The sequence below is a fragment of the Nonomuraea sp. ZG12 genome (genome assembly GCF_052068115.1).
GTDB lineage: Bacteria > Actinomycetota > Actinomycetes > Streptosporangiales > Streptosporangiaceae > Nonomuraea.
This window is the reverse complement of sequence record NZ_JBQHCW010000001.1, coordinates 356348-370366: the sequence shown is the minus strand read 5'-3', so window position 1 is coordinate 370366 and position 14019 is coordinate 356348. Positions and strand designations below refer to the sequence as shown.

The 14019-nt window shown below is 71.3% G+C and carries 17 protein-coding genes and 1 riboswitch; of the genes, 7 read left to right on the top strand and 10 right to left on the bottom strand.

Features of this window, described 5'->3' with window-relative positions:
- Positions 1 to 212: 212 nt before the first annotated feature.
- The 4 genes from ACTMTF_RS01695 to ACTMTF_RS01680 form a co-directional block, all read right to left on the bottom strand.
- On the bottom strand, positions 213 to 470 hold the full coding sequence (locus ACTMTF_RS01695) for a hypothetical protein (RefSeq protein WP_441108899.1): 258 nt from the start codon (positions 468 to 470) through the stop codon (positions 213 to 215).
- Between the two features lie 143 nt (positions 471 to 613).
- Positions 614 to 1060, bottom strand: coding sequence for an SAV_6107 family HEPN domain-containing protein (locus tag ACTMTF_RS01690; RefSeq protein WP_441108898.1), 447 nt, complete (start codon positions 1058 to 1060; stop codon positions 614 to 616).
- Between the two features lie 1207 nt (positions 1061 to 2267).
- Complete coding sequence (locus tag ACTMTF_RS01685; protein WP_441108897.1) at positions 2268 to 2459, bottom strand: ferredoxin; 192 nt, start codon at positions 2457 to 2459, stop codon at positions 2268 to 2270.
- A 6-nt stretch (positions 2460 to 2465) separates the two neighbouring features.
- Entirely contained in the window at positions 2466 to 3665 is a 1200-nt protein-coding gene (locus ACTMTF_RS01680) for a cytochrome P450 (RefSeq protein ID WP_441109810.1), read from the bottom strand.
- A gap of 91 nt (positions 3666 to 3756) precedes the next feature.
- On the opposite strand from ACTMTF_RS01680, the gene ACTMTF_RS01675 reads away from it, so the two are divergent.
- Positions 3757 to 4380 (top strand): TetR/AcrR family transcriptional regulator, encoded by a 624-nt coding sequence (locus tag ACTMTF_RS01675; protein WP_441108896.1) that lies wholly within the window; start codon positions 3757 to 3759, stop codon positions 4378 to 4380.
- 47 nt (positions 4381 to 4427) lie between these two features.
- Here ACTMTF_RS01675 and ACTMTF_RS01670 read toward each other — a convergent pair whose 3' ends face one another.
- Positions 4428 to 5225, bottom strand: a complete 798-nt coding sequence (locus ACTMTF_RS01670) for a L,D-transpeptidase family protein (RefSeq protein WP_441108895.1) — start codon at positions 5223 to 5225, stop codon at positions 4428 to 4430.
- Positions 5226 to 5322: 97 nt separating this feature from the next.
- Here ACTMTF_RS01670 and ACTMTF_RS01665 point away from each other — a divergent pair, with 97 nt between their 5' ends.
- Positions 5323 to 5799: a YbaK/EbsC family protein gene (locus ACTMTF_RS01665; RefSeq protein WP_441108894.1), complete on the top strand. Its 477-nt coding sequence runs from the start codon at positions 5323 to 5325 to the stop codon at positions 5797 to 5799.
- A 29-nt stretch (positions 5800 to 5828) separates the two neighbouring features.
- A complete protein-coding gene (locus tag ACTMTF_RS01660) occupies positions 5829 to 6422 on the top strand; it encodes a GNAT family N-acetyltransferase (RefSeq protein WP_397001011.1) in 594 nt (197 codons plus the stop codon).
- A gap of 135 nt (positions 6423 to 6557) precedes the next feature.
- On the opposite strand, the gene ACTMTF_RS01655 is transcribed toward ACTMTF_RS01660, so the two are convergent.
- The gene (locus tag ACTMTF_RS01655; protein ID WP_441108893.1) at positions 6558 to 7187 is read right to left on the bottom strand and encodes a DsbA family protein; all 630 of its coding nucleotides are present in this window, start codon (positions 7185 to 7187) and stop codon (positions 6558 to 6560) included.
- 27 nt (positions 7188 to 7214) lie between these two features.
- Positions 7215 to 8135, bottom strand: coding sequence for a methylenetetrahydrofolate reductase [NAD(P)H] (metF, locus tag ACTMTF_RS01650; protein ID WP_441108892.1), 921 nt, complete (start codon positions 8133 to 8135; stop codon positions 7215 to 7217).
- A gap of 103 nt (positions 8136 to 8238) precedes the next feature.
- Between metF and ACTMTF_RS01645 the strand changes: the two genes are divergently transcribed.
- Complete coding sequence (locus ACTMTF_RS01645) at positions 8239 to 9306, top strand: polyprenyl synthetase family protein (protein ID WP_441108891.1); 1068 nt, start codon at positions 8239 to 8241, stop codon at positions 9304 to 9306.
- Between the two features lie 33 nt (positions 9307 to 9339).
- On the opposite strand, the gene thiE is transcribed toward ACTMTF_RS01645, so the two are convergent.
- The 3 genes from thiE to ACTMTF_RS01630 are packed head-to-tail and all read right to left on the bottom strand — an operon-like array spanning position 9340 to position 11539.
- A complete protein-coding gene (gene thiE, locus ACTMTF_RS01640; protein WP_441108890.1) occupies positions 9340 to 9993 on the bottom strand; it encodes a thiamine phosphate synthase in 654 nt (217 codons plus the stop codon).
- The gene (locus ACTMTF_RS01635) at positions 9971 to 10345 is read right to left on the bottom strand and encodes an Rv2175c family DNA-binding protein (protein WP_441108889.1); all 375 of its coding nucleotides are present in this window, start codon (positions 10343 to 10345) and stop codon (positions 9971 to 9973) included. Before ACTMTF_RS01635 ends, thiE begins: the two co-directional genes overlap by 23 nt.
- Positions 10346 to 10375: 30 nt before the next feature.
- A complete protein-coding gene (locus ACTMTF_RS01630) occupies positions 10376 to 11539 on the bottom strand; it encodes an NAD(P)/FAD-dependent oxidoreductase (RefSeq protein ID WP_441108888.1) in 1164 nt (387 codons plus the stop codon).
- A 59-nt stretch (positions 11540 to 11598) separates the two neighbouring features.
- Positions 11599 to 11715: riboswitch (TPP riboswitch) on the top strand.
- Here ACTMTF_RS01630 and ACTMTF_RS01625 point away from each other — a divergent pair.
- The 3 genes from ACTMTF_RS01625 to ACTMTF_RS01615 all read left to right on the top strand — a co-directional run bounded on the left by ACTMTF_RS01625 (position 11706) and on the right by ACTMTF_RS01615 (position 13976).
- Positions 11706 to 13019 (top strand): FAD-dependent oxidoreductase, encoded by a 1314-nt coding sequence (locus ACTMTF_RS01625; protein ID WP_441108887.1) that lies wholly within the window; start codon positions 11706 to 11708, stop codon positions 13017 to 13019. Its footprint overlaps the riboswitch before it by 10 nt.
- A complete protein-coding gene (gene thiS, locus ACTMTF_RS01620) occupies positions 13016 to 13228 on the top strand; it encodes a sulfur carrier protein ThiS (protein ID WP_441108886.1) in 213 nt (70 codons plus the stop codon). The genes ACTMTF_RS01625 and thiS overlap by 4 nt, the downstream gene beginning before the upstream one ends.
- Positions 13221 to 13976 carry a thiazole synthase gene (locus ACTMTF_RS01615; RefSeq protein WP_397001029.1) on the top strand — a complete coding sequence of 252 codons (756 nt, stop codon included), beginning with the start codon at positions 13221 to 13223 and terminating at the stop codon, positions 13974 to 13976. Before thiS ends, ACTMTF_RS01615 begins: the two co-directional genes overlap by 8 nt.
- The last annotated feature ends 43 nt before the right edge of the window (positions 13977 to 14019 follow it).

Here is a 14019-nt window from a genome sequence, read left to right as displayed (position 1 = left end):
GATGGCCGACGCGCCGCCGATGACCTGCGTACCCGTGCATGATCATCGTTTCGGGCCGTGCACGCTGCCGGACGAGATCACCGCCGACAGTGCGAACTGGCGCCGGGGCGGCTGTTACTGGGGCACCCCGGCTACCACGTACTCGTCCGCGAGACCAAGGGTGGCTACCGGGAGGCGTACTACATCCGTCGCGAGGACCGCCGCCGCAGCCGTCACCAGGCGCGCCGTGAGCTGCACTCGCGGAACATGCGCACCCCGAAGGTGTCGATGGTCCCGGCGCGCTGACGCTTCTCCGAGGTGTTCCGGCTCGTACGCGGCACCGGGCGCATCCTCGACGTGCTCGACGTCCTGCGCCAGGGCCGGCACGCCCTGCGCATCCACGACGGTGTGTTCTCCGCGACGGCGACCGCGATGGACCTCACCGCCCGCCACCCGCGCAGCGGAGAGCTGCCGTCCACCGTGAAGTTCATGGTGCGGACGCTCGCAGCCGCCGGGAACTCCAGCCTGCCAGGGGCACGTCCGCAGGAAGCTGAGGCTAGGCGGGCACGCCGACCGGGGACGCCGACTCCACGGCGAAACACCGACCCGACGGGGCGGCCTCAGCGGACGAGCGTCAGCCTGCCAGGGGCACGTCCGCAGGGAGTTGGGGCTGTGCGGGGACGCCGAGGAGATCCTCGACGGTGGAGACGAAGGTGTCGGCTTCGGCCAGGAGCTCGTCCGCGTCCGAGGCGCTGATGCCACGGACCACGCCGGCCTCCGCCGCGGCGCGCTTGCCGGCGCTCACCGCGAAGTAGGCGGCCCATTCGGCCAACTGGGGCTCGGCCTCGGGGAGCAGATCCCACGCGCTGCGCAGACGTCGCCTGCGGCCCTCCATGGGACGCGGGCGAGCGGCGAGGATCGCCGCGGCCGCACGCAGCGCCGCCAGGTGCGCCGCCACATATCGAGAGGCCGGGGTGCGAGCCGCAGCCGCATCGGCCAGGCAGGAACGAGAATCGGTCAAGTGGGCCCGAACCGCAGGCGACAGCCGGGGCCCGGGCGTTTCTCTGAGCCGTGGTGCCATCTTGCTCGCCTCCTTCGAGTCGTTGGCGACTCCCGACGTTGCCACCGGTGAAGTCAGAATCGCAGACCCCACCGACAGTTTCGCCGGGCTGGCCGGACGAGGAGCTTCCCCTCTCCCCGTCCGGCCAGGGCACGCCCACTCGTCTCCGCCGACGACGAGGACGCACCCTTCGCCCGTGGAGCCTGATCGCGGGTCTCGCTTGGGGGAAGCGATGCCCCGCGATCAGGTCCATAGACGTGAGCCGCGAGCCTCACGTCACTAGGTCGAACATAATTTCGATCACGCTCGGTGTCAACCAGTTCCACGAACACAGGTTCGATGACCATGATGCGAATACCCGCTTCGGAGCCGTACCAGGCCTACTAACAACCTCCAGCCGAACAACAACGGCAGCACGCCAACCCATGCCCCGAGCAGCGAACCAAGCAGACCGTCGACCTCCACGGGCACCGCACGCGAGAACCGAACGCCCCGTGAGCGGCCCGGACACCGGGATGCGGAGGCGAGCCAGGCCCGAGGGGGTTCGCGCCCGGGAGCCAGTTCAGGACGGATGCCGAGACCGAGACCGACGTCGAGGCGGACCGGCAAAGGCCGGGGCGCGGCAGGGCCGGAAGCGGGTACAGCGGCAGGCCGGAAGCGGGTACAGCACAGTGGCGGCCGGGCCAGGGCAGAGTTGAGGCCGGGACTGGAGCCGGCCGAGCGCAGGCCGGGCCGAGGCGGGCCGGGGCCGAGGCGGGCCGGGCGGGGGCCGGGGGCCGGACTGGCGCGGGGCGGGGACAGAGTTGGCCCAGGCCCAGACAAGTTGGCGACGGCCATGTGGCCACGTTGACGCCCGACCGGGGCAACATCCAGACCCGGGCCGAGGCAGCATTGACTTCGGGCCGCTGGGCAGCGTTGGGGCCGGGCTGGGGCACCGTTGAGGGCGGGCTGGGGCACCGTTGAGGGCGGACTGGGGCACCGTTGGGGGCGGAGTCAGGACTGGGAGTGCGGTTGTCAGGCCGACGTGGTCGGTGCGAGCCCCGCCGGGATTCCCTCCTGCCGCGATGAGGTCCGGCCCGGGGCGTGGGTCTGGCGACACTTCGTCGGGCAGCGGCCAGGCCGGACGGGCCGGGGCGTCATACGCAACCGGCGGGTGCAGTGAGGGGATGCCGACGGACGCCGTCACCGCGCCGGTTCGGCGTGGTGACGGCGGGCGCCGGTTGCCGCGTCAGTCGACCGAGATGGCCCCCGACGGGCAGAGGTTGACGGCGCGGCGCACCGCCTCCTCCAGGTCCGCAGGCGGGGCCGGGTCCAGGAGCACGACCAGACCCTCGTCGTCGCTCTGGTCGAACACCTGCGGAACCGTGAGCGCGCACATGCCCGCTCCGATGCACAACTGGGTGTTGGCCTTGATCTCCATGTTTACCTACCAGGTGACGGGGAGGCGGTGCACTCCGTAAATGCTCATGTCCGAGCGCATGGGCACCTCCTCAGGCGGTACGGCCAAGCCTAGGCCAGGTAGCCGGCGCAGCAGCGCACCGTAGGCGATGCGCATCTCGATGCGGGCGAGTTGCTGGCCGAGGCACTGGTGGATGCCGTGCCCGAAGGCCAGGTGGCCGCGCACCTCGCGGGTGACGTCGAGGCGGTCCGCGCCCGGGAAACGGGACGGGTCCCGGTTGATCACCGGCAGGTGCAGGGTGACGGAGTCGCCCTTCTTGATGAGGCGGCCGTCGAGCTCGAGGTCCTCCAGGGCGGTCCTGACGGGGCCGAGGTGGAGGATGCTGAGGTAGCGGAGCAGCTCTTCGACACCGTTGGCCAGCAGTGCCGGGTCGTCGCGCATGGCGGCGAGCTGGCCGGGGTTGGTGAGCAGCGCGTAGGTGCCGAGTGCGAGCATGTTGGCGGTGGTCTCGTGCCCGGCGATCAGCATCAGCACCGCGGCTCCGGTGATCTCCGCGTCGCTCAGCTCGCCGCTCGCCACCAGGCCGCTGATGAGGTCGTCCTCGGGGTGGGCGCGCTTGCGATCGACGAGTTCGTGAAGGAAGACGGAGATCCTGGTGATCGCGTCCAGCGCGTCCTGACCAGTGCCCTCGAGGCTGAGCAGAACCTTGGAGTCCTCCTGAAACTGCGCTCTGTCCTCGTACGGTACGCCGAGCAGCTCGCAGATCACCAGCGACGGGATGGGCATCGCGAAGGCACTCACCAGGTCCGCCGGTGGCCCCGTGGCCTCCATGTCGTCCAGGCAGGACTCGGTGATCTCCTGAATCCTGGGCTCCAGCTGCTTCATCCGCCGCACGGTGAACTGTCCGGTCAGCAGTTTGCGGAAGCGGGTGTGCTCGGGCGCGTCCATGCGCAGGAAGAAGCCGGGAGGCAGCTTGAGCTCGTCCGCGCCTACCCGCTGGGCGAGTTCGAGCCTGCTTGGGATCGGCGGGTGCGCCAGCTCGGTCCGGCTGCTGAAGCGCGGGTCGGCGAGCACGGCTCGGGCCACGGTGTAGCCGGTGACCAGCCAGCCTAGGTGGCCGTCGCCGTAGGTCATGGGATGCACGGCGTCCTGTTGCTGGATACGTGTGTACACCTCCGGCGGGTCGAGGGGGCGTTCGCGCTCGAAGGTCAGGGTCAGGTCGGTCATCATGTCTCCTCTCGCGTCCGCTCCAGGAAACAACATCGAATGCAAAATTGCAACGAGTGAAACTCGTAAATCGATGCAGTATAGTGCGGCCATGGTGGCCCTACGGGAGCGCAAGAAGCAGCGCACGCGCCAGGCGTTGGTGCGAGCCGCGCTTCGGCTGTTTCAGGACAAGGGATACGAAAAGACGACGGTCGCCGAGATCGCGGCCGAGGCTGACGTGTCCACACGGACGTTCTTCAGCTACTTCGCGAGCAAGGAGGACGTGGTCCTCTACGACGCGCCGCAGCGCATGGAAGAGGTCATGGCCCTGATCCACACCAGAGGGCCGGAAGAGCCGGCGGGTGACCTGCTGCGCCGGATCGTGCAGAGCAGCCTGGAGCACGCCAGGGCCGAGGACGACTTCGACGACGTCGTCGAACCGCAGGTCAGACTCGCTCTGATCATGTCCGTGCCCGCGCTTCAGGCCCGTGCCCTGCAGGTGCTGTTCGACAACCAGTTGCGGCTCGCGTGGGCGCTCCACGAGGCGTACCCGGACGAGCTGGACCTGGTGAGCTGCACCGCGGCAGTGGGCTCAGTGGTCGGCGCGGTCAAGCTCACCGCCGTGGCCAGCCTTACCAGGGGTGACTCACCTGAACAGGTGCGGGAGGCGCTGCCTCGCGCCGTGGACATCAGCATCCGCGGCCTGCGCCACCTGGCGGGCCCGGCGGCCGAATGAGCCGAGCCGGTCACGCACCCCCTGTGGCGCCCGCGGGCGTCAGCCTGTCAGCGGCGGAACTTGCCGCGTACGTGCACCGGGACACCCGTGCCGACCAGGCCGGGGACCTCCTCGGCCACGTTCATCGGCATCCGGACGCAGCCGTGGGAGGCCGGGTGGAGCGGCACCGACAGCGCGCCGTGGAAGGCGATGCCGCCGTTGAAGAAGATCGGGTTGTAGAGCTGCCCGAGGTAGGACCGGTGCCAGCCGTCCCTGCGCCAGGTGGTGCGGTAGTCGCCCGTCGGGGTGCTGGCCGAGCCGCAGAAGCGCTGCGTCTTGCCCTGCCAGGTGGCGGTCTCGCAGTAGGGGACGTTGCTGCCCGAGGAGACGTGGGTGATCAGCTTCACCTCGCCGCGCACGTACAGGACCATGATCTGTTTGCTGAGGCTGACCTCGGCGCGGGTCGGCTTGCCGTTCTTGACCAGCACCTTGGGCGACTCGGGGGCCTCCAGGGCCGACCAGGTGGCGCGGCCGACGGTGCTGGTCGGCTTGATGCCGTTGACCTTCTGGAACGCCCATACCGCGGCCAGCGTGGTGCCACCGTAGCGGCCGTCGACCTTGCCGGGGCGGTAGCCCAGCTCCCTCAGGCGTCGCTGCAGCCAGGAGACCGCCTCGCCCTTCGCGCCCAGTTTGAGCTTCTTGTCCGGTGCGATGACAGGAGCGACCGATCCCGCCTGACCCCCGGCGCTCACCGGGCTCGGCGCGCTCGCCGCCGCCGGCGACGACGCCTGGGTGCCGCAGCCGGCGAGGGCGACGACTCCCGCCGTCAGGAGAGCGGTCAGTCCTGGTAGCCGTAGGAATCCCACCAGTACCACCTCTCAAACCCTTACCAACTGAATCAAAAGACCCTACACACCAGCAGCAATAACGTAAACCGCCGGTCAATGTGTTTAGAGTGTCCGCATGCCCGAGAAGTTGCCCGCTAACGCGATACGTGTGGAAAAAGCGCTCCGGAGTCTGGGAGTCGCAGGCGAGATCGTGGTGCTGCCCGAGAAGGCGCCCACAGCCGCCACCGCGGCGGCCCAGGTCGGCTGTGAGGTCGGCGCGATCGCCAACAGCCTGATCTTCGAAGCGGACGGCGAGCCGCTGCTGGTGCTCACCAGTGGCGCGCACCGCGTCGACGTGGAGCTGATCGCCCGCACGGCGGGCGTTCAGAAGGTACGGCGAGCGACGCCGGAGTTCGTCAGGGAGGCCACCGGGCAGCCGATCGGCGGCGTGGCTCCCGTCGGGCATCCGGCGCCGGTGCGGACCCTGGTGGACACCTGGCTGAGCAAGCACGAGAAGGTGTGGGCCGCCGGCGGCCACCCGCACACGGTCTTCCCGACCACCTTCGACGAGCTCGTCCGCATCACCGGCGGCACACCCGTCGAGGTCGAGTGACGCGCGCCGGGCGGGAGTAGGGTTCGACGGTGATCGAGTTTCGCGGCGCGGGACCCACCGAGTTCGGCGAACGCCTGGACACGGTGATCGACGTCTACAGCGCCGCCATGCGCCCGCCTGCGGACCAGATCCCCGGCCGTAGGGCCATCATGCGAAATCATGGGACATATCCCTATTTCCAGTGCTATTTCGCAGAATGGCGTGATGCGCCGCTCGGGCTTCAGGGGGCGGCGGAGCTCCAGGGGGCTCCCCGGGTCGTGGGGTTCGCCTACGGGTTCCGCGGCGCGCCGGGGCAGTGGTGGCACGACGTGGTCTACCGGGCGCTGGAGGAGCGCGCGGGCCGCGCGGTGGCCGACGCCTGGCTGGGGCACGCGTTCGAGCTGGCCGAGATCCACGTCCACCCCGACTACCAGGGCAAGGGCATCGGCCGGGCCATGGTCCGCACCCTGTGCGCCGGTCGCCGCGAGCGCTCCGCCATCCTGTCCACCCACGACCGGCCCACGGCCGCCCGCCACCTCTACGCCAGCATGGGCTTCACGGACCTGCTGAGCAGGTTCGTCTTCCCGGGCGGCCACGAGGAGTACGCGATCGTCGGCAGGCCGCTCCCCCTGACCAGCTCATGACCCGATGAGGATTGAACCCGCACACCGGCGGGCATCCTCTATGACAGAGAGCGACGAGCTCTTTACTCTCTGTCCGCCTTCCCCGAACGCCACCCGCCCGGTCCCCCTGCGGGCGGGTGGCGACCCCCGGACCCGTCACGGCAGCCGCGGCTCCTCGTGCGCGTGGCCTTTGAGCTCGTGGAAGTGCGGAGTGCCCGCCACCAGCAGCGTGCCGTCCCACAGGCGCCCGGCCTGCTCGCCGGTGGGCAGCTGGGAGATCACGGGGCCGAAGAAGACGATCCGCTCCTCCGCCGCACCGGTGACCGCGCAGATCGGCGTCCCGATGTGGTCGCCGAGCAGCGAGATCCCCTCGGCGTGCGAGGCGCGGACCAGGTCGTCACCGGCCTCGGTCAGACCCGACTCCGCGAGGTCGGCGGGCAGCCCGGCGGCGGACAGCGCCCGCCGGAAGTCCCCCAGCCAGTCCCGCTCGGTCTCCCCGCCCTGCTCGTCCTGCTCGTCGCCGCGGCCACGCCACAGCTCGGTGTAGAAGCACCCGAGCGCCTCATGCCCGAAGCGGTGCCCCACGGTGGCGGCGATGCGGGCCGGCACCCACAGGTAACCCTCGGGATCGTTCTCGGGATCGTCGTCGCGGCCCTCGTTGAGCACCGAGAGGCTCATCACGTGCCAGCGGATCTCAACCGGGCGGACCTTCGCGACCTCCAGCAGCCACCGGGAGGTGAGCCAGCTGTACGGACACGAAGGGTCGAACCAGAAATCAGCGATCATGCCCATCAGTCAACACCCGCTGCGGTCTCAGCCTGGCACCGGCGCGGGCTGCAGGCGCTGGAAGACCTCACGGGCGGCGCTGGAGCGGTTGAAGGTGATGAAGTGGATGCCCGGCGCCCCCTCGTCGAGCAGCCGCTGGCACAGCTCGGCGCCGTGGTCGATGCCGAGGCTGCGCACCGCCGCCGGGTCGCCGGCGACGGCCTCGAAGCGGGCGGCCACGTCCGGCGGGAACGGCGCGCCGGACAGCTGCTCCGACCGCGCGATCGTGCTCAGCTGCGTCACCGGCATGATGCACGGGATGATCGGCGTGTCACAGCCACGGGCCGCCACCCGGTCGCGCAGCCGGAGGTAGTCGTCGGCCTGGAAGAACATCTGCGTGATCGCGTAGTCGGCGCCGGCCTGGCACTTGCGCACGAACTGCTCGGTGTCGGACTCGATGGACGGCGAGCGGGGGTGCTTGTAGGGGAACGCGGCCACGCCCACGCAGAAGTCGCCGGCCTGGCGGATCAGCCGGACCAGCTCCTCGGCGTACAGGACGCCCTCGGGGTGCTTGACCCACTCCGCCGACGGGTCGCCGGGCGGGTCGCCGCGCACGGCGAGGATGTTGCGCACCCCGGCGTCGGCGAAGCGGCCGATCAGGTGGCGCAACTCCCGGACGGAGTGGTCGACGGCGGTGAAGTGGGCGACGGGCGTGAGCGTGGTGTCGTGCGCCACCCGCTCCACGATGTCGACCGTGCGGTCACGGGTGGACCCACCGGCGCCGTAGGTCACCGAGACGAACGTCGGCCGCAGCGACTCCAGCTCCCTGATCGCCTTCCACAGCTGCCGCTCCCCCTCGTCGGTCTTGGGAGGGAAGAACTCGAACGAGAACGATCGTGCGCCCGAGGCGAGGAGCTCGCGCACGGTGGGGACACGATCGGGTAGGACGGAGGGTCGACCAAGCGCCATGCGGCAAGGTTACCCGTTGCCCGGCCGGCACCACCCGCCGCAGGGGAATCAACCGATATGAGGCGCTCTGCGAATGTCAGCGCCCGGCCACTAGTCTCATGGCATGAGCACAGACGCCGCGAGCATGGACGACCTGCGCGCCCAGGTGGACCGTCGCCTGAGGGAGTTCGTCGAACGGCAGTTGCACACCCTCGGCGGGGCCGAGCTCGAGCCGCTCCACACGGCCGCGGAGGAGCTGCTGTCGGGGGGCAAGCGACTGCGCCCCGCCTTCTGCTACTGGGGCTGGCGCGGCGCCGGCGGCACCGACGCGCCCGGCGTCCTCACCGCGGCGGCCTCGCTGGAGCTGCTGCAGGCCAGCGCGCTGGTGCACGACGACGTGATGGACAAGAGCGACCTGCGCAGGGGCATGCCGGCCGCGCACCGCCGCTTCCAGACGCTGCACGAGAAGGCCGGCTGGCACGGCTCGGCGGAGCAGTTCGGCGAGGGTGCCGCGATCCTGCTGGGCAACCTGCTGCTGATCTGGTCGGGAGAGATGTGGCGCACCAGCGGCCTGCCCCCGGAGTCGCTGGCGGCGGCCCAGCCGGTGCACGACCACATGCGCACCGAGCTGATGTGCGGGCAGTATCTGGACCTGCTGGAGCAGGCGGGCGGCGAGAACACCTTCGAGTCGGCCCTGCGCGTCGCGCTCTACAAGAGCGGCAAGTACTCCGTCGAGCACCCGCTGAGGCTCGGCCTGGTGCTCGGCGCGGGCGAGTCGAAGCCGTGGATGGACGAGCTGTGCACCGCCTACGGCACCCGGGTCGGCATCGCCTTCCAGCTGCGTGACGACATCCTCGGCGTTTTCGGCGACCCCGCCAGGACCGGCAAGCCGGCGGGTGACGACCTGCGCGAGGGCAAGCGGACGATGCTCGTGGCCCGCACGCTGGCCGCCGCCTCCGCCTCGGAGGCGAGCACGGTCCGCGCCCTGCTCGGCGACCGGGACCTCGACGAGCGGGGCGTGGCCACCCTGCGCGAGATCATCGAGGGCACCGGCGCGCTGCGGGAGTGCGAGGACATGATCGGCGACTATCTCGGCAAGGCGCTCGCCTCACTCGAACAGTCGCCGATCACGCCCGAAGCCCGCGCCGCGCTCGCCGAACTCGCCATCGCGGCCACCTCCCGCAGGATGTGACCGCGAAAGCTCACCCGGCCCGGCCGCGAAAGGTCACCCGGCCGGCGTCCCGGAGGACGTGAGCCGTTTGGCGAACTCGGCCGTGGCCGCGCCCGGATCCTCCGCGTCGGTGATCGCGCGCACGACCACGACCCTGGACACTCCGTACGACATGACCTCGTCCAGGTTGGACAGGTCGATGCCGCCGATGCCGAACCAGGGCCGGTCCACGCCCAGCGACGCCGCGTGCCTGAGCAGCGGCGGGCCGGGCGCGTGGCGGCCGGGCTTGGTCGGCGTGGGCCAGATCGGGCCGCAGCAGAAGTAGTCGACGCCCTCCTCCACGGCCGCGGCGGATGCCTCGGCGGCGGAGTGGGTGGACCGTCCGATGACGATGTCGTCGCCGAGTATCTCTCGCGCGACGGCCACAGGAAGGTCGTCCTGCCCCAGGTGGAGCACGTCTGGGTGGGCGGAGTAGGCGAGGTCGGCCCGGTCGTTGACCGCCAGCAGCCGGCCATGCCGGTCACAGGCGTCGCGGAAGACCTCGAGCAGCGCGAGCTCTTCGCGCGCCTCGAGCCCCTTCTCCCGCAACTGGACGATGTCCACGCCCGCGGCGAGCACCGCGTCGAGGAAGTCGGCCAGGTCACCACGATCACGCCGACCGTCGGTGCACAGGTAGAGGCGTGCGTCAGAAAGCGAGGGCCTGGGCACGCCGTTTCACCTCTGTATGACGACCGGCCTTGATCGCCTGAACCGGCGAGCCTGGCAGCGAGTCATCGGGGGTGAAGAGCCAGCGCAACGCCGCGACATCGTCGTAGCCGGCGTCCTGCAGCACGGTGAGTGTGCCGGGGAGGCCCTTCATCACGTCCTTTCCTTCAAGGAACACCGCGGGCACCTGTGGCCCGCCGCTGCCCCGCCTTACGCCGAGCAGCTTGTGATCCTTGAGGAGCTGCTTGGCCCGCCCCAGGGGAAGCCCCAGGCGCTGGGCCACTTCGGAGAGAGTGAGCCACTCGTCAACGAGCTGGTCGGTCTCCCGGTCGATCTGTGCAACAGAAAGCGTCACGAAACCACAACTACCACACGCCGTGCTTGCTCAAACAACACAATCTCGTAGGGGGACGTCCGGATCCACCAGGCGTTCCGTGTCCAGACGGTGGCCCGCCTCGATGATTCGGCGTCCCTGGACGAGGTCGCGGGGCCGGTCCACGGACAGCACCGCGGCCAGCTCGTCCTCGTCGGTGAGCCAGCAGGCCGACCACTTGCCCTCCGGTGTGCCGCGGTACAGCAGCCGCCGGCCGGCCGGATGATGGCCCGCGTACTGGATCATGTGACCGAACTGCTCCGACCAGAAGTACGGGACCGGGTCGTAGACCGCCTTCTCCCCCAGCAGGGTCGCGGCGGCGACCTCGGGCGCGCCCAGCGCGGTGTCCCAGTGCTCCACGCGCAGCCTGGCCTGGTAGCGGCGCGACCACCAGGCGGCGCAGTCGCCCACCGCGACCACGCCCGGCATCGAGGTGCGCAGGTGCTCGTCGGTGACGACGCCGTTGTGCAGGTCGATGTCGGCGTCGGCGAGCCACTCGACGGCCGGGCGCACGCCGATCCCGGCGACGACCACGTGCGCCTCGACGAAGCCGCCGCCGACCAGCTCGACGCCGCCCTCGTCCACCGCTCCGACCATGGTGTCGAGCCGCAGGTCGATGCCGTCGTACCAGCTCAGCGTGCGGGCGCCGATCTCGGCGCCGACCGCGAGCGCGAGCGGGGCGGAGGCGGCCTCGATCACCGTCACCGCGCAACCGGCCCAGCGGGCCGCGGTGGCCACCTCCGCGCCGATCCAGCCCGCGCCGATGACCGCCACCCGAGCGCCGGGGACCAGCCTGGCCCGCAGCTCCAGCGAGTCGTCCAGGGTGCGCAGCGCGTGCTGCGGGCCGTCGCCGGGCAGCATGATCGGCTCGGTCCCGGTGGCGATCACCAGCCCGTCGTAGGCGAGCTCGCCCTCGGTGGTCTCCACGGCGCCGGCCCGCAGCGCCTTGGCCGAGACGCCGGGCCTGAAGTCGATCCCCATCGCGGACAGGTCGGAGTCGACGAAGCTGGAGTCGGAGTCGCCGAGCAGCACGGCCTTCGACAGGGGCGGGCGGTCATACGGCCGATGCCGCTCCTCCCCGATCAAGGTGATCTTGCCGTCGAAGCCCCGCGCACGCAGAGCCTCGACGCTGCGCACGCCCGCCAGACCCGCTCCTACCACCACGACACGATTCACGTAAATGACCATAACGGGGGGCGTGCCGGATCGTCGCGTCGAGGCCGTAAGGTAGGGGACGTAAGACGCGCGGGAGTCCGGCCGATACCGGGCTGAGAGGAAGGCTTTACCGGGCCTTCGACCGCAAGACACCTGATCCGGATCATGCCGGCGAAGGGAGCGGACCATGGACGTGGTCGTCGGAGCGGGCATCGTCGGGCTGTCCATCGCCTGGCGGCTGGCTCGCGAGGGCCGGCCGGTCACCGTGGTGGATCCGGCCCCGGCCTCGGGCGCCTCGCACGCCGCGGCGGGCATGCTGGCGCCGGTCAGCGAGGTCACCTACACCGAGGAGCCGCTGCTCCGGCTCGGCCTCGCCTCCCTGAGCCGCTGGCCCGCCTTCGCCGCCGAACTCGCCGCCGACGCGGGCCTGACGAACGACACCCCCGGCTCCCGCCGCGCGCCCCTCCCGAACCACGCCCCCGCCCCCGGCGACGGGCCCGTCCCGGACGACGCCTCCGGCTCTCGTCACAGGCTCATCCCGGACGACGCCCCTGGCTCCGATGGCGAGCTCGGCGCGGCGGGCGGTGCGGACGGGGTGTCCGGCTCGGGCGGAGGCTTCGGCGGGGGGATCTCCGCCGCCGCCAGGGCCGGGCTCGACCTGCGGGCCGACGGGACGCTCGACGTGGCGTTCGGGGCCGACGACCTGGCCGCGCTGGGCGAGCTGGCCGCGTTCATGGAGAAGCTGGGCCTGCCGGTCGAGCGGCTGACGGGCCGGGAGTGCCGCCGGCTGGAGCCGATGCTGGCGCCCTCCGTGCGCGGCGGGCTGCTGGCCGGGACCGACGCCTGGGTGAACCCGCGCCGCGTCACCGCGGCGCTGCTCGCCGCCCTGGAGCGGCGCGGCGTGCCGCTGGTGCCGGCGCGCGTCAGCGAGCTGCTGCGCGACGGCGACCGGGTCACGGGTGTACGGCTGGCGCCCCCGGCGAGCCCCGGGGAGATCCTGGCCGAACGGGTGGTGCTGGCGGCCGGGGCGTGGAGCGGCGAGCTGGCGAACGTGCCGGTACGCCCGGTCAAGGGGCAGATCATGCGGCTGCGTTCGGAGCGGCCGCTGCTCGGCCGGTGCGTGCGCGGCATGGTGCACGGGACGCCGGTCTATCTGGTGCCGCGCGGTGACGGCGAGCTGGTCGTCGGCGGCACGCAGGAAGAGCTGGGCTTCGACACCAGGGTGACCGCGGGCGGCCTGTACGAGCTGCTGCGGGACGCCAGGGAGCTGGTGCCGGGCGTCACCGAGCTGGAGGTCGCCGACGTGGTGGCGGGCCTGCGCCCGGGGACGCCGGACAATCTGCCGATCGTCGGGCCGAGCGGCACGCCGGGCCTCACGCTGGCCACCGGTCACTTCCGCAGTGGGGTGCTGCTGACCCCCGTCACGGCCGCGATCGTCCAGGGCGAGGGCGGCGATCTCGCGACATTGTGCTCACCCGCTAGATTCCGGGATATGTCATGAAACTGATGGTCAACGGGACCGCGCACGAGGTGCCTGACAGCATGACCGTGGCGCAGGCCGTACAGAATCTGACCGGACGGTCAGGCGGGGCCACCACCGGCGTGGCGGTGGCCGTGAACGGTGAGGTGGTCACGCGCGGCTCGTGGGAGACCACGGCGCTGCGCGAGGGCGACCTCGTGGAGGTGCTGACGGCGGTGCAAGGTGGATGATCTGATCATCGCCGGGGAGAAGTTCTCCTCCCGGCTCATCATGGGCACGGGCGGCGCGCCCTCGCTGGAGGTGCTCGACGCCGCGCTGGCGGCGTCCGGCACGGAGCTGACCACGGTGGCGATGCGACGGCTCGACCCCGGTGCCCGCGGCTCGGTCCTGGACGTGCTCCGCGAGCGCGGCATCCGGGTGCTGCCCAACACGGCGGGCTGCTTCACCGCCGGCGACGCCGTGCTGACGGCGCGGCTGGCCAGGGAGGCGCTCGGCACCGACTGGGTCAAGCTGGAGGTCATCGCCGACGAGCGGACCCTGCTGCCGGACCCGATCGAGACGTTCGACGCGGCCGAGCGGCTGGTGGCCGACGGTTTCGTGGTGCTGCCGTACATCGGCGACGACCCGGCGCTCGCCCGCCGCCTGGAGCAGGCCGGCTGCGCGGCGGTGATGCCGCTCGGCTCGCCGATCGGCTCCGGGCTCGGCATCCGCAACCCGCACAGCATCGAGCTCATCGTGGAGGCGGCCGGGGTGCCGGTGATCCTCGACGCGGGCATCGGCACGGCCAGCGACGCCGCCCTGGCGATGGAGCTGGGCTGCGACGCCGTGCTCCTGGCGACGGCGGTGACCCGGGCGCAGCGGCCGGATCTGATGGCGACGGCGATGAAGGGCGCGGTGCTGGCCGGTCGGCAGGCGTGGCAGGCGGGCCGCATCCCGCGCCGGCGCTACGCTGAGGCGTCGTCACCGATGACGCCCTGAGGCCGGCGAACCACCGTCGGCCGTCAGGTCATCGCGGACTCGC